Genomic DNA, 17,830 nt, shown 5'->3' on the forward strand with positions numbered 1-17,830 from the left:
CCTTCCTGCGATGGTTAAGTAACCAAACGAATTACCGCAGGGCGCTTATGTCCATATTGTGTCACTATCGATAGTGGTGCGGCCGAAGCGGACGGGTTTCGGTCGAGTCGACGGAGAGGGAGTGGCCATGGACGGATGGCCAGTTCGATCCTCCGGTGGCCTGCCGACCACATGACATCGAGCAAGTCATCGAGGAGGGATCGATGTTCGTTGAGAAAAAGACGTCCTTTGCCGAGGGATTCTCAGCCAGTGGTTACGATGGCGGACGCCACCGCAGCCGCTATGCCGGTACGCGGCTCCGCGCGCCGGTCGACGACAGTGCTTGGGACCGCTACCGCGCCTCGCCGCGCGCGCGGTTCGATCGTCTTGACGCCCACGCCGTGCTGTTCCATGAGGACGATACCGCGAGCCATCTCTACGAGGTGGTCAGTGGCCAGATCATGCTCTATCGCCTGCTCGGCGATGGGCGCCGCCAGGTCGTCGACATCCTCGGCGAGGGTGATCTGTTTGGCCATTCGCTGACCGGTCTTTATGATTGCACCGCCGAAGCGCTGACCTCTGCCGAGGTGCGGGTGCTGGATCGCCGTGACATCGATCAGTCGGTTGATCTGCTCGCTCACGTCAATCGGTGCCTTCTGACACGCATTGAAGCCTTGCACAGTCACGCCGTGTTGCTCGGCCGCAAGTCGGCTACCGAGCGCGTGGCAAGCTTCCTGATGCGCTTTGTTCCGAATCGTGGCGTTGTCGGCTGTACGGGGCCGGAGCGGCACAACACGGACACCGAGCTCGTGGTGCTGAAGATGACGCGGCAGGAGATCGCCGACTTCCTCGGCCTTACCATCGAGACGGTGAGCCGTGTGCTGTCCGATCTCAAGCGACGCGGCTTCATCGCCATTGAGCGCAACGATCGCATTCGCCTTGTCGACGTCTGCCGTGTCTGCAAGATGACCGGCATACACTGAGCTCTGTCGCTGGCTACACCGCCACCGAATGGCGTCCGCCCGTGCCGAGATAGGCGTCGAAGGCGGACGCGACGAGGCGGGCCAGCTCGGCGCCATGCTGAACAATCCTCACTCGTCCTTCGTCGGCGACCACCCAGCCGGCATGGACGAGTGGCGTCAACTTCTCAAGGTCAGCCGAGAACACGCTCATCGCGGCGCCGTGGCGGGCCGCAGTGGCCGACAGGTCCACGTCGAAAAAGCACAGGAGCTGTTCGATCACGTCGGCCCTGAGGCGGTCCTCCGCCGTCAAGACCCGCCCCCGCTCGGTTGCGAACCGACCGTCGACGACACGCTCGCGCCAGTTGCCGGTGTCGGCGACGTTCTGCGCATAGCCCCAAGACGTTCGGCTGATCGACGAGGCGCCGAAGCCGATGAGCGTGTCGGCGCGGTCGGTTGTGTAGCCTTGGAAATTACGGCGCAACGTTCGATCCGACAACGCCACGGCCATGGAGTCGCTCGGTCGCGCAAAATGGTCGATGCCGATCGGCGTGTAGTCCGCCGCCGCGATCGAGCTGTGGGCCGTTCTCTCAAGGTCGAGCCGCTGTTCGCTGCCCGGCAGCTTTGATGCGTCGATGAGCTTCTGGTTGGCCCTGAACCAGGGAACATGGGCGTAGCCGAACAGGGAGATCCGATCGGGCGCGAGCGCGATGGCCGCCTCCACGGTGCGCTGAATGGAGGAGACCGTCTGCTCGGGCAGTCCATATATGAGGTCGAAGCTCAGCGAGGCGATGCCGGCGCTTCTCAGATGCTCGACGGATGCGGCCACCGTTTCGGCGGGCTGGATGCGACCGATGGCCGCCTGAACCGTTGGATCGAAGTCCTGTACGCCCAGACTGGCCCGGTTGATGCCGATGCTGCGGAGGAAGCGCGCCCGTCCCTCACCGACATTGCGCGGATCGAGTTCGATCGCGTGTTCGGTATCCGATCCTATGCTGAAGAAGCGATGGAAATCGCCGACGATAGCCTCGAAGGCCTCGGTCGATAGCAGATTGGGTGTACCGCCGCCCCAGTGGATGTGCGACACGCGCCTCCGGCCGACCCGTGCGGCGACCATGGCGATTTCCGACCTGAGTATCTCGACATAGGCTTCGATCGGCGCATAGCGCCGGGTCGCCTTGGTCGTGCAGCCGCAATAGTGGCAGATCGAATGACAGAACGGGATGTGAATGTAGAGCGAGACAGGGCCGTCTTCCACAGTCGCCTTGTCGAGAAGCTCGCCGTAGGCTTCCGCTCCAACCTCGGCCGAGAAATGAGGCGCCGTCGGATAGGAGGTGTAGCGCGGTACGGTGGCGCGGATAAGTGTCTCGAGGGAAACGGCTTCGTCCAGCTGGGTCATGGGGTATCCTAGAGCAACTCCAGCGAAAGTGGGAACCGGTTTTGCGTCCGGAGTTGCGTCCTAACAAGAAAGGTGAGCCTCTATCGAGGCGTTCTCACTCGCCAAAAGAGGCTCGGCAGCATGTTGCGCGGAGATGCGCGGCGTTATTGTGCAAGGGCGTTCTTGGGGCAGGAACTCAAGCGGCCCGCGTTTTCTGAGAACTCCCAGCAACCATTAGGCATCGGCTGCAGGTTCGCACATTGATCGGCGTCAAGCATTGGAACTTCGGTCCGAATCGTCGATCCGGGTTCTCTTGCCTTGGCGGGCTGTCGGTCCGTTCGGCTCGATTGCAACGGCACCGGTCCGATCCGTGTCGCTCATTATAATTAGTCCATTTTGATATAGGCAAAACGTCTAGAACTGCGCTAAACCCCCTTCATTGCCGGATCAAGCTTGACCTTTGTCAAGGTTGGTATGCGTAGACATAACTAGGTTGTTTCCCGTGCTCTGGACGCGAAGGTTCGGGGCGGGGGATTCTAGAGTGTCGGCAAACGGGCGAAGCGAGGCGTTCGTTGGTGACAGCGGGCGATCTCCGACAGACACGGGGCGACGAACATGACGGCATTGAGGGCCAAACCTCTGATGTCGCTCGAGGAAACCGCTTATTCGGTTTTCCTGGGGCTTCTCTTTCTCTACTGCGTTCTGGCCGCCGGAAAGGCGGTGGATCCGGTCTTTGCCTTTCATGCCACCATCGGCGCGATCGCGTCGGCGGCCGGCGTCTTCCTGATCATTCGGTCGTTCATCGACCGTGATGGCCATGTCGAACCCGCCGAGATCAACGGCAAGCCGAACTACAATCTCGGCCCGGTCAAGTTCGCTTCGATTGCTGCCATGTTCTGGGGGCTCGCCGGGTTCTCCGTCGGTATCTGGATCGCTCTCGAGCTTGCCTATCCGGCGCTCAATCTCGGTCTTCCCTGGACGACCTTCGGGCGCCTCCGGCCGCTTCATACGTCGGCGGTGATCTTCGCCTTCGGCGGCAACGTGCTTCTGGCGACGTCTTTCTACGTCGTGCAACGCACCAGCCGTGCCCGTATGCCCGGTCTCGTCACGCCGTGGTTCGTCATTCTCGGCTACAACGTGTTCATCGTCATCGCCGGCACGGGCTATCTGCTGGGCGTCACGCAGAGCAAGGAATACGCCGAACCGGAATGGTACGCTGATCTCTGGCTGACCATCGTCTGGGTCGCCTATCTCCTGGTCTTCCTGGCGACGCTGTGGCGGCGCAAGGAGCCCCACATCTACGTGGCGAACTGGTTCTATCTTGCCTTCATCGTCACCATCGCCATGTTGCACATCGTCAACAACGCGGCGGTACCGGTCAGCATCTTCGGCTCCAAGTCCTATGTGGTCTGGTCGGGGGTGCAGGACGCGATGGTGCAGTGGTGGTACGGCCACAACGCGGTGGGCTTCTTCCTGACCGCCGGCTTCCTGGCCATAATGTACTATTTCGTGCCGAAGCGGGCCAATCGGCCGGTCTATTCATACCGGTTGTCGATCATCCACTTCTGGGCGCTGATCTTCCTCTACATCTGGGCCGGTCCCCACCACCTTCACTATACGGCGCTGCCGGAATGGGCGTCGACGCTCGGCATGGTGTTCTCTGTGATGCTGTGGATGCCGTCCTGGGGTGGCATGATCAACGGCCTGATGACGCTGTCGGGTGCCTGGGACAAGCTCCGTACCGATCCTGTGCTGCGTCTGCTCGTCGTGTCGGTGGCCTTCTACGGCATGTCGACCTTCGAGGGGCCGCTGATGTCGGTGAAGGCTGTCAACTCGCTCAGCCATTATACCGACTGGACCATCGGCCACGTCCACTCGGGCGCGCTCGGCTGGGTGGGCTACGTCTCCTTCGGCGCGCTCTACTGCCTGGTCCCCTGGGTCTATGGCAAGCGTGACGTCTATTCCCTGAAGCTTGTCGACTGGCACTTCTGGATCTCGACGCTCGGCATCGTTCTCTACATCACTTCCATGTGGGTGTCGGGCATCATGCAGGGCCTCATGTGGCGCGCTTACACCGAGTTCGGCTTCCTGCAGTACTCCTTCGTCGAAACCGTCGAGGCGATGCATCCCTACTACGTCATTCGTGCGTTGGGCGGCATCCTCTTCCTGACCGGCGCGGTGATCATGGCGGTCAACCTCTATCTCACCATTCGCCATGGCGAGGCTGAAAAGCCGGCTGCCGACGTGGCTCTGGCTCCGGCCGAGTAAGGAGACGACTGATGGGTCTCATGCAAAAGCATGCGGTGTTCGAGCGGAACTCGATCGTTCTCCTGATCGGCATCCTGATCGTGGTGGCGATCGGCGGCCTGGTGGAGATCGTGCCGTTGTTCTACCTGAAGAGCACCATCGAGACGGTGACGGGGATGCGCCCCTACTCGCCGCTGGAGCTCGCTGGCCGCAACATCTTCATTCGCGAGGGCTGCTATCTCTGCCATAGCCAGATGATCCGCCCGATGCGCGATGAGATCGAGCGCTACGGCCACTTCTCGCTGGCGGCGGAAAGCCAGTACGATCACCCCTTCCAGTGGGGCTCGAAGCGAACGGGGCCTGACCTCGCCCGCGTCGGCGGCAAGTACTCCGACGATTGGCACGTCGCCCACCTCACCGATCCGCGTTCGGTGGTTCCCGCTTCGGTCATGCCGGCCTATCCCTTCCTGAAGGACAATCCGCTCAAGGCCAATCTCATCGCCGAGGACATGAAGACGCTGCGCCTCGAGGGAGTGCCGTACACCGACGAGGACATTGCCAACGCCGAGGCCGATCTCAAGGCTCAGGTCAATCCGGACGGCATGATCGAAGGTCTGGTCGCCCGCTATCCCAAGACGGTGGTGCGCGACTTCGACGGTAACCCGAAGAAGCTCACGGAGATGGACGCCCTCGTCGCCTATCTTCAGATGCTTGGCACGTTGGTCGATTTCTCGACCTACGACGACAAAGCCAACCTGCGTTGAGGGACTGCCATGGACTTCAGCTACGAACAGGTTGCCGCCTTCGCCCAACAAAGCGGGCTTCTGTACTTCTTCCTGATCTTCTCGGCCATCTGCGTCTATGCGCTTTGGCCCAAGAACAAGGCGAAGTTCGACCACGCCGCGCAGATCCCGCTTGAGGAGGATTGAGCCATGGCTCACGAAGAAATCGACAAGGTCACCGGCGTGTCGACCACTGGCCACGAGTGGGACGGGATCAAGGAGCTCAACAATCCGCTGCCGCGCTGGTGGTTGTGGGTGTTCTACGCCTGTATCGCCTTCGCGGTCGGCTACGTCTTCGTCTATCCGGCGGTCCCGCTCGTCTCGTCCTACACCAAGGGCTGGCTCGGTTATTCCCAGCGGGCTTCGGCGCTCGCCGAGGCCGAGGCCGGTCGCGCCGCTCGCAACGAAGTCGGGCAGAATCTCGCCAACGCCAGCCTCGAGGAGATCAAGAACGATCCCAAGATGCTGGAGTTCGCGATGGCGCAGGGACGAGCCGCCTTCGGCGACAATTGCGCACCATGTCACGGCTCTGGCGCCACGGGCTCCAAGGGCTACCCGAACCTGCAGGACGACGACTGGCTGTGGGGCGGTACTCTGACCGACATCGAGCACACCATCACCGTTGGCATCCGGTCGACCAGCCCGGATACGCGGATGAACGACATGCCGCGCTTTGGTGCCGACGGTTTGCTCGACGCCAAGCAGATCCGCAACGTCGCCGGCTACGTGCTGTCGCTTTCGGGCAACTCGGTCAAGGGCGCCGATGTCGACGCCGGCAAGCAGATCTTCGCGGAGAACTGCACCAGCTGTCACGGAGAAGACGCCAAGGGTAGTCACGAGCTGGGTGCGCCGAACCTGACGGACAAGATCTGGCTCTACGGCGGCGACGAAGCGTCGGTGATCAACACGATTACCAACGCCCACCGCGGCGTCATGCCGACCTGGGGTGGCAAGCTCGATCCGGTGACCATCAAGTCGCTGGCGATCTACGTCCACGACCTCGGCGGCGGGACCTGAGTTCACCCATGCCTTGAAATCGAGCCGGCGGGGAGCGATCCCCGCCGCTGCCTTTTGATTGGAAGCCGCGCTCGAAACAGCCTGTGCAAGTGTGGGGCCCTAGTTGGGGCGGCTGACGAACGGCACGGTTTCGACGGCTCCGTCCTGGCGCATGGCGGCAGCGACCAAATCGCCGGTCGTGACGACTTCTAGCTTGTGCTAATGTGCTAATAATAGTGGCGATTACTTAGAAGTGAGCCGCCTGAGCGACAAGGCGGACGCCGGGAGATAGAGCTACCATGCGGGGCGACGAACACGTCACGGCCGAGGTCGACAGCTACTATGCGGCTGCCAAGAAGAACTATCCCGCGTCCGTCAGCGGCCGATTGAGGACGATCAAGTGGTCCGTGCTGATCATTACGCTCGGCATTTACTACTTCCTGCCTTTCATTCGGTGGGATCGCGGCCCCGATGCGCCCGGTCAGGCGGTCCTGATCGATATTGCCGGCCGTAAGGCCTACTTCTTCGGCGTGGAGATCTGGCCGCAGGAGGTTTACTACCTCACGGGTCTTCTCGTGCTTGCCGCTATCGCTCTGTTCCTGATGAACGCCGTGGCGGGCCGCCTCTGGTGCGGCTATCTCTGCCCTCAAACGGTATGGACCGATCTCTTTTTCGCCGTCGAGCGCTGGTTCGAGGGTGATCGCCGCGACCGGATCCTGATGGATCGCGCGTCGATGAGCGCCGGCAAGTTCGCTCGCAAGGCGGGCAAGCATCTCGTCTGGCTGCTGATCGCCGTCGGTACCGGTGGCGCGTGGGTGCTCTATTTCGGCGACGCACCGACGATCATCAGGGATATCTTCACCGGCAATGCCGCCTCGATCGTCTATATCTGGATCGGCATCCTGACCTTCACGACCTATTCGCTCGCCGGCTTCATGCGCGAACAGGTCTGCCTCTACATGTGCCCCTGGCCGCGCATCCAGGCGGCGCTCACCGACGAGTGGGCACTCAACGTTACCTATCGGACGGATCGTGGCGAGCCGCGCATGTCGGTGCGGACGGGCGCCAAAGCGAAAGAGGCGGGCGCAAAAGTCGGCGACTGCATCGACTGCAAGGCGTGCGTGCATGTCTGTCCGACCGGCGTCGATATCCGCGAGGGTCTGCAGCTCGGATGCATCCAGTGCGGTCTCTGCATAGACGCCTGCGACACGGTGATGGCCAAGGTCGGCCGCGAGCCCGGGCTCATTGGCTACGACACCGACATGAACATCGCCCGACGCAGCGAGGGGAAGCCGCCGATCTTCCGCATCGTGCGTCCGCGTACCGTTCTCTATGCGGCGCTGATCGTCATCATCGGCGGCATCATGACCTACACCTTGGCCAACCGGGCCTTCCAGGGCGTCAGCGTGCTGCACGACCGCAACCCGCTCTACGTCAACCTGTCGGACGGTGGCGTCCGTAACGGCTATACCGTGCGCCTGATCAACAAGCGGCCTCACGAGCGGCATTTCGCGCTTACCGTCTCCGGCTTGCCGGACGGCTTTACCGTCGAAGCCCAGGGCGTGCCGGCGGCCAACGGCAAGCCGGTGATCGAGGTATCGGCCGACACGACGCGCGAGCTGCGTGTTTTGGTTATGGTCCCAGGGGGAGTTGCATTGCCGGAGTCGACGCCGATCGAGTTCTACATCGTCGATACCGACAACGGCGAAAAGGCCTCCACCTCCGACTTCTTCAAGGCCGCGCCAACGAACTGAGCCGTGCCGGCCGTAATCCCAAAGGTTGCGAACGGCTGGCAAAAGGCAGATGCTTGGATATGGCGAGGGAGATGGACCTCATGACCGCTACCACCGAAGAACCAGATCGCGGCCGTCGTCTGACCGGGCGGGGTGTTCTCATCTGGCTCCTGGCCTTCTTCGGCATAACCTTCGCGGTGAATGGCGCTTTCATTTACTTCGCGGTTTCGACCTTCCCCGGCGTCGAGGTGGCGTCGAGCTACAAGGCTGGCCAGGAGTTCGAAGGCGAGGTGGCGGCCGGCAAGGCGCAGGCCGACCGCGGGTGGACGGTGGATGCCGCCGTGCGGCCCGCCGGTGAGGGCGTTTCCGTCGAGGTCCACTTCAGCGACAAGGCCGGGGTTGATCTTCATGGCCTTGACGTGCGCGTCCGGCTCACCCACGCCGTTGATCCGAACCACGACCATTCGGCCAGCCTGTCCGAGGTGGCGAGCGGCACCTACCGCGCCATGCTCCAGGGGGTGAAGGCCGGCATGTGGAACCTCACTATCGAGGCCTACAAGGGTGACGAGCGGCTTTTCCGCAGCCGCAACCAGTTGCGCCTCGCCCGCTGACGAAGGGAGACGCCGTGAACATTGCGGTGGATGCCGGAGATCTGGAGCGCGACCCCGAAGGGAGGTCCGTGGGGCACGACTGGGACGCATACACCGTCGCCGATCGTGACGGCTGCCGCCGTATCGAGCTCGCCGTCGACGGCATCACGTGCGCCGCCTGCCTGACCGACATTGAGCGCGGCCTTCGTCGCCTGCCGGGCGTGGTCAGCGCCCGGGTCAACGTTGGAAACCGCCGTACCTCGGTCGTCTTCTCGCCCGACAAGCTGACGCCGGACGACGTGCTGGAGCGAATGGCGGCAATCGGCTATCCGGCGCAGCCGTTCGATCCGGCGACACGACGCGACAACCGCTCGGCCGAGGCGCGGGAACTCTTGAAATGCATGGGCGTCGCTGGCTTCGGCGCGATGAACGTCATGCTGATGTCGGTCGCGGTCTGGTCCGGCAACGTCACCGACATCACGCCCGAGACGCGCGACTTCTTCCACTTCATGAGCGCGCTCGTGGCCATTCCAACGGTGGCCTACGCAGCCCGGCCGTTCATCCGAAGCGCCTTTGCCGCCCTTCGTCGCCGGTCGCTCAACATGGACGTGCCCATTTCGCTCGGCGTCTGCCTTGCGATGGGCCTTTCGATCTTCAACACGCTTAACCACGCGCTCGAGGCCTACTTCGACAGTGCGCTGATGCTGTTGTTCTTTCTGCTGCTCGGCCGGTTCCTCGACGAGAACATGCGCCGCCGCACGGCGGTGGAGGCGGAGACGCTGGCGACGCTCAGGGCCGACTCGGCGCTGAAACGTGGGGGCGACGGCGATCTGGTGCGCGTGCCGCTCAGCGCCGTGCATCCGGGCGATATCGTGGTCGTGCGGCCTGGCGAGCGGTTGCCGGTCGACGGCGAGGTTCTCTCCGGCCAGTCCGACGTCGATCGCAGTCTGGTCACGGGCGAGACGCTTCCCGTGTCGGTCGCGCCCGGCGATGTCGTTCACGCCGGTACGCTGAACGGCGCCGGCCTGCTGACCGTGGTGGTGACCGCCGCCGTCGAGGGCACGCTGATGGCCGAGATCGAGCGGCTGATCGGCGAGGCGCAATCGGCGAAGTCCGGCACGCTCCGTCTGGCCGACCGCGCCGCGCGCGCCTATGCGCCGGTGGTCCACCTGTCCGCATTGCTCACTGCCATCGGCTGGCTCGCCGTCGGCGCGGGCTGGCATACGGCCTTGGTCAACGCCATCGCCGTCCTGATCATCACCTGCCCATGCGCCCTGGCCCTTGCCGTGCCGGCGGTGCAGGTGACCGCCGCCGGGCGGTTCTTCCGCAACGGCATCCTGCTCAATGCCGGTGCCGCCATCGAGCGCTTTGCGCGCGTCGACACCGTCGTTTTCGACAAGACGGGAACCCTGACCAGTCCCGAACCACTGCTGGCCAATCGGTCCGACATATCCGACGATCTTTTGGAGTTGGCCGGCCGGCTTGCCCGCTCGAGCCGGCATCCCCTGGCCGAGGCATTGGCTCGCGCATCCGGTGCCTGTGGCGCTCTGGAGGGAGCCCGCGAGGTGACGGGTGAGGGTGTGACCGTTGATCTTGAGGGACGCACCTTACGGCTCGGATCTCTTTCCTTTTGCGAGGTGAACGACGCCGCCGCGGCCCCGGTGCTCCTCGCGCATCCCGATGCTTCGCTCATCGCCTTTTCCGATGGCGAACGGAAGGCGGTGTTCGCTTTTGCCCAACGCCTCAAGGCTGACGCGATCGAGATTGCGTCCGAACTCCGCGCGAGGGGCTGTCGCCTGATGATCCTGTCGGGTGACCGTGAGGCGGCCGTGTCGGTCGTGGCGGCAAGGCTCGGCATTTCCGACTGGCAGGCCGAGGTCGATCCCGCCGGCAAGATTGCTCGGCTTGAAGCGCTGAAGGCGGAGGGGAGGCGCGTGTTGATGGTCGGCGACGGCCTGAATGACGCGCCTTCGCTGGCCGCCGCCTACGTGTCGCTGTCACCTGTGTCGGCGGCCCATCTTGCGCAGGCAGCCTCCGACGCCGTCTTCCTTGGCGAGAGTTTGAGGCCGGTGATCACGGCCCTGGACGTCTCGCATGCCGCTTACAGGCTGATGAAACAGAATCTCTGGACCGCAGTCGGCTATAATCTCGTCGCGGTGCCGATCGCCGTCCTGGGCTATGTCACGCCGCTCATTGCCGCCGTGGCGATGTCGGGTTCCTCGTTGATCGTGACGCTCAACGCCTTGCGCCTCCGCCGCGTCGCCATGCCCCCGGCCATACGGCCGCCGGCGGCGGTGGCGGCCGCTCGCGAGGACATGGCTGGGGATGATCGGGTATGAGCGTTCTCGTCTTTCTCGTGCCGGCGGCGTTGGCCCTCGGCCTTCTGGGACTGGCCGCTTTCATGTGGTCGCTGAAGACGGGTCAGTACGAGGATCTGGAAGGCGCGGCCTGGCGTATTCTCGAGGACGACGACATCGAGGACGCGCCCCACTGTGAGCCGGAGGGCGCGCGCGGCCGCGTCCCGGAAGGCGAGCAACGTCGCAAGGGCTGAACGCTCTCAACCTCGACCGATCGACAAACAAAAAACGGGACCGACGCCGTCGATCCCGTTCCGTTTTTCTGGAGCCGTTCGCTATCAGCCGCCAGCGGCGCTGAAGATCTGCTGGCGTACCACGGTCTCGGCCTCCGGCACGCTCGGTTCGGAGAACGGCAGGTTGAGCGTTTCCCAAACGTCGACCAGCGCGTCGCGCAGGTGATCGATGACGGCGTCGTTGTGGAACGGCGTCGGGGTGATCCTGAGCCGCTCCGTGCCGCGCGGCACGGTTGGATAGTTGATCGGCTGGATATAGATGCCGTGCTTGTCCAGCAGGATGTCCGTCGCCTGCTTGCAGAGATCGGCATTGGCGACCAGCACCGGCACGATATGCGTCACCGACGGCATCACCGGCAGGCCGGCGGCCCTCAACACCGCCTTGGTGCGGGCAGCCTGGCGCTGATGCGCCTCGCGTTCGCTGCGGCTTTCCTTCAGGTGCCGGATGGACGCGGTGGCGGCGGCGCAAAGGCCGGGCGGCAGGGCCGTCGTGAAGATGAAGCCCGGAGCATAGGAACGGACGGCGTCGACCAGCGACTTCTTGCCGGTGATGTACCCGCCCATCACGCCGAAGCCCTTGGCCAGCGTCCCCTCGATGACATCCATGCGATCCATGACGCCGTCGCGTTCGCAGATGCCGGCGCCACGTTCGCCATACATGCCGACGGCATGCACTTCGTCGATGTAGGTGAAGGCGTTGTACTTGTCGGCGAGGTCGGCGATCTTCTCGATCGGGGCGACGTCACCGTCCATCGAATAGACGCTCTCGAAGACGATCAGCTTGGCGCGGTCCGGACCGGCCGCGATCAGCAACTCCTCGAGATGCTCGAGATCGTTGTGCCGCCAGATCTGCTTGGAGACGCCCGACGACCGCACGCCGTGGATCATCGACGCGTGATTGAGCGCATCGGAGAGGATCAGGCAGTTGGGCAACAGCTTGGCGATGGTCGAGATCGCCGCCTCGTTGGAGACGTAACCCGACGTGAAGACCAGAGCGGCTTCCTTGCCGTGCAGATCGGCCAGCTCATGCTCGAGCTGGACCAGGGGATGGTTGGTGCCGGAAATATTGCGCGTGCCACCGGCGCCAGCGCCCATGGCCTCGGCGGCAGCCGTCATGGCGCCGATCACCTTGGGGTGCTGGCCCATGCCGAGATAGTCATTGGAACACCATACGGTGATTTCGCGCGTTCCGTCGCCCCGATGCCAGAGAGCGGTGGGAAACCGTCCTGCCATTCGCTCCAGTTCCGCGAACACGCGATAGCGCTTCTCGTCCTGCAGCGCCTGGACGGCACTCTCGAACACGGCATCATAGTTCATGATCGATCCAATCCCTCCGACGCCCGGCGGACTGAGCGTCTTTCCGTGAACGGATCGCCCTGCTACGGCCGACGGTCCGTCGTCTTTCCACCTACGATAACCTACGCATATTGCCGCAAGACGCCTTTGATCACGATCAAATCATACGCTGTCTTGATCAAAGGGTCGGCGAAAAGACGGTGGGAGGCCCCGATGTCCTTGCGTGGTCACAGCTTTTTGAACGGGTCCAAAAACCCGGCGCATCTGTCTGAAACTAAAGCACGGCAAGGGTGAAGTCTCAAGCAGTTTCGTTACTCTCGCGCCATGAAAGGGTCCGCCGCGGCATCGTTGCCCGTCCTGTTTGTCCTTTGGTCGATGGCGTTGGCTCATCGCCGCGATCGTCATGGCGCCTAACCGCTTTTTCACCTTTGACTGATAAGGAGGTAGATGAAGGAGTATGCCGGTGCAGCTTGATCTGTCATCCCTGACCTTTCTGGTCGTGGAAGATAGCGCCTACATGCGCACGATCCTCAGGACGATGCTGCAAGGCTTCGGCGCGCGCCGCATCGTGGAGGCGGAAGACGGCGCGTCCGGCCTGGAAGCGATGGATCGCGCCAATCCGGATATCCTGATTCTCGACTGGGTGATGCCGATCCTCGATGGCGCAGACATGGTGCGGATGATTCGTGTGCCGTCCAATCCTTTCGCCTATATCCCCATCATCATGGTCACCGGTCACACCGAACGCAGCCGGATCATCGAGGCGCGCCGTCTCGGCATCCACGAGCTGTTATGCAAGCCGATTTCGGCCAAGTCGCTCTACCAGCGCATCCAATCGGTGGTGCTGGCGCCGCGCGACTTCGTCAAGACGCCGACCTACTTTGGCCCGGCCCCGCGCGAGATTCGCAATCGACAGAACATCTGGCAGGCAAAGCCGGGCGAGAAGGCGGCATCCTGATGCCGTTGTGGCGCCCGTGTCATGAAACCCTTTCCCGTACTCCGCGTTAAGGGGCTGACGAAGGTTCTTTTGCCGCACTTCTGGCGGCCCGTCAGCTCTTCTGGAGGGACGATATGGTGCGCATCCCCGGAAGATCCGCTTTCCCGCCGATCGCTATCGCAGCGGTTTTGGGGCTGTCGACCCCTGTTGCCGCCATCGAGCTCCCCTCCGGTCTGCCCTCTGGCCTGTCCGCCTGCCTGGTCGGCCTCGGGTCCGGGGACGGTTCTCCGGTGTGGTCCCTGCTCGATGTGACGCCGAGCCGCAGCGTCGACCTCGATCTTGCTGATGGAGTCGGCATGACGGTTGCCTGCGGCACATTCGCAGCGCCGAAGAAGAGTCCTGCCACCACCATCACTCCCACCGGCGCAGTCGATCCGTCCGCCAAGGGGGATTTCGGCTCGCTCTGAACGAGTGGAGCGCCTTCAGCCGGTCGGCGTGGGGAAGGCGGCGTCAAGCCGCTCGAAGCGCACGCCTTTGGCAAGAAGGATCTTGATGCCCTCGACGACCCCGGCTCCGGCGGGGCGTTCCGGATGGTTGATGTGGGCGATGATGACGTCGCCCGGTTTTGCCATTCCAACACGCTTGCTCACGGTCGCCGCCGGAAGTGAGGCGCCGACATCGGCATTGAGCGAGTAACCGGCGATTCTGTATCCAAGCCCGGCGATCAGTTGGGTTGCATCGCGGCTGTAGCGGGCCGAGGCATCGCGATACCAGATGGGCGCCCGACCGAAGGTGGCCGAGACCGCGCCCGCGCCTCCCGTCACCTCCTGCAACACCGCCGAAAGCGATCCCGCCGTCTGCAGGCCGAAGACGGTCGGGCGATCGGTGATGGCCGGCACATGGTTCTCGCCGTGGTTTTCTATCTCGAACAGGTCGGCATGCGCCAGAAGCTTCGTCGTGGCGACCGCGTTGCGCTTCAGCCAACGGTGCGTGACGAAGATCGTGGCAGGAACACGGTCGGCGATCAGTTCGTCCAGGATGCGCTCGTCAACGCCCCCCGAGCAGGCGTCGAAGGTCAGGGCCACGGCGTGAGTGCCGGCCGGAAGAGTCAGGCGTGGCTCGACGTCGCCGGCAATGGCTGGAGTGGCAAGCAAAGAAAGGAGGGGAACAGCAAAGAGCAATCGCATCGCTCGGCTCCAGGTAATGGATGGCGGGTCGATGCGCTGCGGGCATGTCGAAATCAAGGCTGCCGTCATGCCGCCCAAATTCTGGAATCAAGACTCCGGAATTATCCACCGGAACTGACCCGATGTCGTTCATTCCGCCGGCGCTACTCCCCGTCGTTCTGCTCGTCGCCTCCAACCTGTTCATGACATTCGCCTGGTACGGCCACCTCAAGTACCCGAACAAGCCGCTTTGGGCCGTCATCCTGGTGTCCTGGACGATCGCCCTCATCGAATACTGTCTTGCTGTTCCTGCAAACCGCTATGGCTTCCGCGTCTACTCGGCGGCCGAACTCAAGACGATGCAAGAGGTGATAACGCTTGCCATCTTCATGGTATTCTCGGCCGTCTACCTCAAGCAGCCGATCACGCTCAACCACGTGGTCGGCTTCGCGTTCATCGGCCTTGGCGCGTATTTCATCTTCAAGGGGCCGATTCGGCTGTAGTCAGCTTTGGTCGCTCCTGGCCGACGCATTGGCGACGATCACCGGGTTGCCTGGGGCAAGGGCCAGTGCTTCGGCAAACAGAAGCTTGGCTGCCGCGCGATTGCCCCTATGCCATTGCGACCAGCCCATGTTGTTCACCACTTCGCCGCGCCGACCGGCGATTGCAATCACTTGAGCGTAGGCCCTGTCGGCGACATCGAACCGACCGAGACGATCGGACGCCGCGGCGAAGCCGAGCCAGGCTTCCGGGTCGAGAGGGTCCTTGGCGAGGGCTGCCCGGAACGTACGCTCGGCGCCGGCGAAGTCACTCTGCCGAAAGGCGGCCTTGGCGCGATTTCGCAAGGTCGCTTGCTGGCTTGCGAACTGCGAATACTCTGGCCCACTGTCGATAAGCCCATCTTCGAAGGCCGTACTGCAGGCACCGAGCGGCAAGGCCAGCAGAAGAGCAACTGTCGGCAGGAAGAAAAGTCGATCCATGGTGCATACCTTGGTGAAGTACTGAACGATAGCGAATGCGCCATAAATTCGCGTCAAAAATTCCACTTCAATTTTACGGAGAAGATGAATCTAAGTCCCTGTTGGGAAACGCCGATATCGGCTACGCTGATCTCCAGCCATCCGAAGCCACCTTGCGGGTGGCCGAGAAGATCGATGCCGCGAACCCTCCGGTCCGGGCGCCCCTCGACGAGGCCGTAATACTCTGATCAGCTGTTGAACTTCACCACCACCGGCCAGATGGCGATGAATAGAACCACCGGCAGGATGCAGGCCGTAACCGGCACCGACAGCTTGGCAGGCAAGGCGTAGGCTTTCTCCTCGGCGGCGGCGAGGCGCTGATGGCGCATGTCTTCGGCGAAGACGCGCAACGCATCGGAAAGGCTGGATCCGAGCTCGCGCGACTGCTGGAGCAGCGTCGCAAAGGCGCGCACTTCCGGAACGCCGACGCGGTCGGCCAGGGTTTGCAGCGCCGTTTCCATCGAACGCCCGGCCCGCACTTCGAGACAAAGCACCTGCAGATTGACGCCGAGCGCCGGGTACATCGGCGCCAGTTCCTGCGTCACGCGCTCAAGGCTGGCCTCCATGGAAAGTCCGGCGTTGGCGCAAACGCCCATCAGATCCATGAAATCGGGAAACGCAATTCGGTTCTGCCGAAGCACCGTCTTGGCGCTCCGGTCGACATAGAAGCTCGGCCCGAGATAACCGACGATAGCGGACACCATCAGGATGAGAAGCAGCTTCGTCACCTCGGGATGGAAACCGGCGGCAGTCAGCAGCAACAGCACGACGAGCGGCACTACGGCGGCTCCCGCGAGGCGGGCAAGAAAGAACACGGCAACGGCGTGAGGGGAAAACAGGCCGGCGCGGATCATCCTCTGCCGGGCCAACTTCATCTTGCCGGCGTCGCCGCTGCTGACGATGTTGTTTGCCTGGGAGATCAAGCGCTCAAGCTTCGGTGGCAGGCGATTGTCCTCAGGTCCGAGGCCCAGGTCCGACAGCGGATCGTCGCTCGCTTCTTCCGCCGACGTTTCTCGTTTCGGCGACGGCATATCGATCTTGAGGCGGCGTCTCACGCGCCCTCGACGCGACAGCGAACTTGCGATTGTCGCGGCGATGCTCGTCAGCATGGCCACGAAGGCGACGAGCGCCACGAGCTCCGGTCGGGCATTGGCGATATCGAGCGCGGAGAGAACGACGTCGGGCATTGAGACCTCAGAAGCGGAAGCTGATCATCTTCTTCATCATCAGGTTGCCGACACCGAGCCAGGTAACGGCGCCGACGAGCCCCCAGGTGGTCATCGGCTTTCCCCACACCGAACCGTAGTAGTCGGGCGACATGAAGTTGAGGGCAACGAACAGCAGGACCGGCATGGCCGTGAGAAAGACGGCGGAAATCCGGCCCTCGGCGGAGATCGACCGGATCTTGCGCCGCATCTTGATGCGCTGCCGGATCACGTCGGTAAGGTTTTGCAGGATCTCGCGCAGGTTGCCGCCGGTCGACGACTGGATCGATACGGCGGTCACGAACAGCGGCAGGTCTTCCTGGCCGACACGGGCCTGCATGTTGGCAAGCGCCGTCACGAGATCGGCGCCGTAGGTCACCTCGTCGGCCATCATCCCGAACTCGGTGCCGATGGGGTCGGGCATTTCGCGCGCCACCATCGACATGGCCACGGGCACGGGATGACCGGCCTTGAGGCTTCGGACGATCAACTCGATCGCCTCGGGGAACTGCACGGCGAACTTCTCCTGCCGCCGGGTCCGCCGCATGCGGAGCGCCATGACGGGGATGACGAAACCGCCGATCGGAAACGCGAGGGCGGTCTGCGCGAGGTCATGGTCAGTAAGGTTGAAGACCAGGCCCGAGACGATGAGGCCGGTGGCGGCAAACACCAGCATCAGCTTGGTGAGGCCTATGGTGATGCCGCACTGAACGATCAGTCGACCGAGCCAGGCGAGGTGGCTCGGCATGCCGCCGGAGGCGGTCAGTCCACGCTCGCGCCTGAGCAGGATCATGACCTCTTGCCGATTGGCGTCGGGTGCCGACACTCGAAGCCGGCGATTGATCTGGCGGCGGTTGGCGCTGGCATTCACGGTCAGGAGATACACCGCTTCCGCCAGAAAGGCGGCGGCGAAACCGGCGAACCCGTAGAAGAGGTGCATCTCGTTCATCTCG

The 17,830-nt window shown here is 63.2% G+C and carries 18 protein-coding genes; 12 read left to right on the plus strand and 6 right to left on the minus strand.

Going from position 1 to position 17,830, the window contains the following annotated elements; translation table 11 throughout:
- Positions 1-203: 203 nt before the first annotated feature.
- Positions 204-962 carry a Crp/Fnr family transcriptional regulator gene (locus M4J40_RS11030; RefSeq protein WP_251754181.1) on the plus strand — a complete coding sequence of 253 codons (759 nt, stop codon included), beginning with the start codon at positions 204-206 and terminating at the stop codon, positions 960-962.
- 13 nt (positions 963-975) lie between these two features.
- Here M4J40_RS11030 and hemN read toward each other — a convergent pair whose 3' ends face one another.
- Complete coding sequence (hemN, locus tag M4J40_RS11035; RefSeq protein WP_251754182.1) at positions 976-2,337, minus strand: oxygen-independent coproporphyrinogen III oxidase; 1,362 nt, start codon at positions 2,335-2,337, stop codon at positions 976-978.
- Positions 2,338-2,958: 621 nt separating this feature from the next.
- On the opposite strand from hemN, the gene ccoN reads away from it, so the two are divergent.
- From ccoN to ccoS, 8 genes are all read left to right on the plus strand, one after another.
- A complete protein-coding gene (ccoN, locus tag M4J40_RS11040; protein ID WP_251754274.1) occupies positions 2,959-4,584 on the plus strand; it encodes a cytochrome-c oxidase, cbb3-type subunit I in 1,626 nt (541 codons plus the stop codon).
- Between the two features lie 11 nt (positions 4,585-4,595).
- Complete coding sequence (gene ccoO / locus M4J40_RS11045; RefSeq protein WP_251754183.1) at positions 4,596-5,327, plus strand: cytochrome-c oxidase, cbb3-type subunit II; 732 nt, start codon at positions 4,596-4,598, stop codon at positions 5,325-5,327.
- A gap of 9 nt (positions 5,328-5,336) precedes the next feature.
- Positions 5,337-5,492, plus strand: a complete 156-nt coding sequence (locus M4J40_RS11050) for a cbb3-type cytochrome c oxidase subunit 3 (protein ID WP_101291274.1) — start codon at positions 5,337-5,339, stop codon at positions 5,490-5,492.
- A gap of 3 nt (positions 5,493-5,495) precedes the next feature.
- Positions 5,496-6,362 carry a cytochrome-c oxidase, cbb3-type subunit III gene (gene ccoP / locus M4J40_RS11055; protein ID WP_251754184.1) on the plus strand — a complete coding sequence of 289 codons (867 nt, stop codon included), beginning with the start codon at positions 5,496-5,498 and terminating at the stop codon, positions 6,360-6,362.
- Between the two features lie 278 nt (positions 6,363-6,640).
- Complete coding sequence (ccoG, locus tag M4J40_RS11060) at positions 6,641-8,095, plus strand: cytochrome c oxidase accessory protein CcoG (RefSeq protein ID WP_251754185.1); 1,455 nt, start codon at positions 6,641-6,643, stop codon at positions 8,093-8,095.
- Positions 8,096-8,175: 80 nt separating this feature from the next.
- Positions 8,176-8,685 (plus strand): FixH family protein, encoded by a 510-nt coding sequence (locus M4J40_RS11065; protein ID WP_251754186.1) that lies wholly within the window; start codon positions 8,176-8,178, stop codon positions 8,683-8,685.
- A 14-nt stretch (positions 8,686-8,699) separates the two neighbouring features.
- A complete protein-coding gene (locus tag M4J40_RS11070; RefSeq protein WP_311134106.1) occupies positions 8,700-11,003 on the plus strand; it encodes a heavy metal translocating P-type ATPase in 2,304 nt (767 codons plus the stop codon).
- The gene (ccoS, locus tag M4J40_RS11075) at positions 11,000-11,215 is read left to right on the plus strand and encodes a cbb3-type cytochrome oxidase assembly protein CcoS (protein ID WP_251754187.1); all 216 of its coding nucleotides are present in this window, start codon (positions 11,000-11,002) and stop codon (positions 11,213-11,215) included. The genes M4J40_RS11070 and ccoS overlap by 4 nt, the downstream gene beginning before the upstream one ends.
- A gap of 84 nt (positions 11,216-11,299) precedes the next feature.
- Here ccoS and hemA read toward each other — a convergent pair whose 3' ends face one another.
- Complete coding sequence (gene hemA, locus M4J40_RS11080; protein WP_251754188.1) at positions 11,300-12,571, minus strand: 5-aminolevulinate synthase; 1,272 nt, start codon at positions 12,569-12,571, stop codon at positions 11,300-11,302.
- A gap of 436 nt (positions 12,572-13,007) precedes the next feature.
- Here hemA and M4J40_RS11085 point away from each other — a divergent pair, with 436 nt between their 5' ends.
- Together M4J40_RS11085 and M4J40_RS11090 are read left to right on the plus strand one after the other, a co-directional pair.
- Positions 13,008-13,508 (plus strand): response regulator, encoded by a 501-nt coding sequence (locus M4J40_RS11085; RefSeq protein ID WP_026790096.1) that lies wholly within the window; start codon positions 13,008-13,010, stop codon positions 13,506-13,508.
- A 113-nt stretch (positions 13,509-13,621) separates the two neighbouring features.
- A complete protein-coding gene (locus M4J40_RS11090) occupies positions 13,622-13,954 on the plus strand; it encodes a hypothetical protein (protein ID WP_251754189.1) in 333 nt (110 codons plus the stop codon).
- 15 nt (positions 13,955-13,969) lie between these two features.
- Here M4J40_RS11090 and M4J40_RS11095 read toward each other — a convergent pair whose 3' ends face one another.
- Positions 13,970-14,674 (minus strand): polysaccharide deacetylase family protein, encoded by a 705-nt coding sequence (locus tag M4J40_RS11095; protein ID WP_251754190.1) that lies wholly within the window; start codon positions 14,672-14,674, stop codon positions 13,970-13,972.
- A gap of 122 nt (positions 14,675-14,796) precedes the next feature.
- Here M4J40_RS11095 and M4J40_RS11100 point away from each other — a divergent pair, with 122 nt between their 5' ends.
- Positions 14,797-15,156 (plus strand): DMT family protein, encoded by a 360-nt coding sequence (locus M4J40_RS11100; protein WP_251754191.1) that lies wholly within the window; start codon positions 14,797-14,799, stop codon positions 15,154-15,156.
- Here M4J40_RS11100 and M4J40_RS11105 read toward each other — a convergent pair whose 3' ends face one another.
- From M4J40_RS11105 to M4J40_RS11115, 3 genes are all read right to left on the minus strand, one after another.
- Positions 15,157-15,633, minus strand: coding sequence for a tetratricopeptide repeat protein (locus M4J40_RS11105; RefSeq protein WP_251754192.1), 477 nt, complete (start codon positions 15,631-15,633; stop codon positions 15,157-15,159).
- Between the two features lie 227 nt (positions 15,634-15,860).
- Positions 15,861-16,859, minus strand: a complete 999-nt coding sequence (locus M4J40_RS11110) for a type II secretion system F family protein (RefSeq protein ID WP_251754193.1) — start codon at positions 16,857-16,859, stop codon at positions 15,861-15,863.
- 7 nt (positions 16,860-16,866) lie between these two features.
- A complete protein-coding gene (locus M4J40_RS11115) occupies positions 16,867-17,826 on the minus strand; it encodes a type II secretion system F family protein (RefSeq protein WP_251754194.1) in 960 nt (319 codons plus the stop codon).
- Between the last annotated feature and the right edge of the window lie 4 nt (positions 17,827-17,830).

Source organism: Pleomorphomonas sp. JP5 (assembly GCF_023721815.1).
GTDB lineage: Bacteria > Pseudomonadota > Alphaproteobacteria > Rhizobiales > Pleomorphomonadaceae > Pleomorphomonas.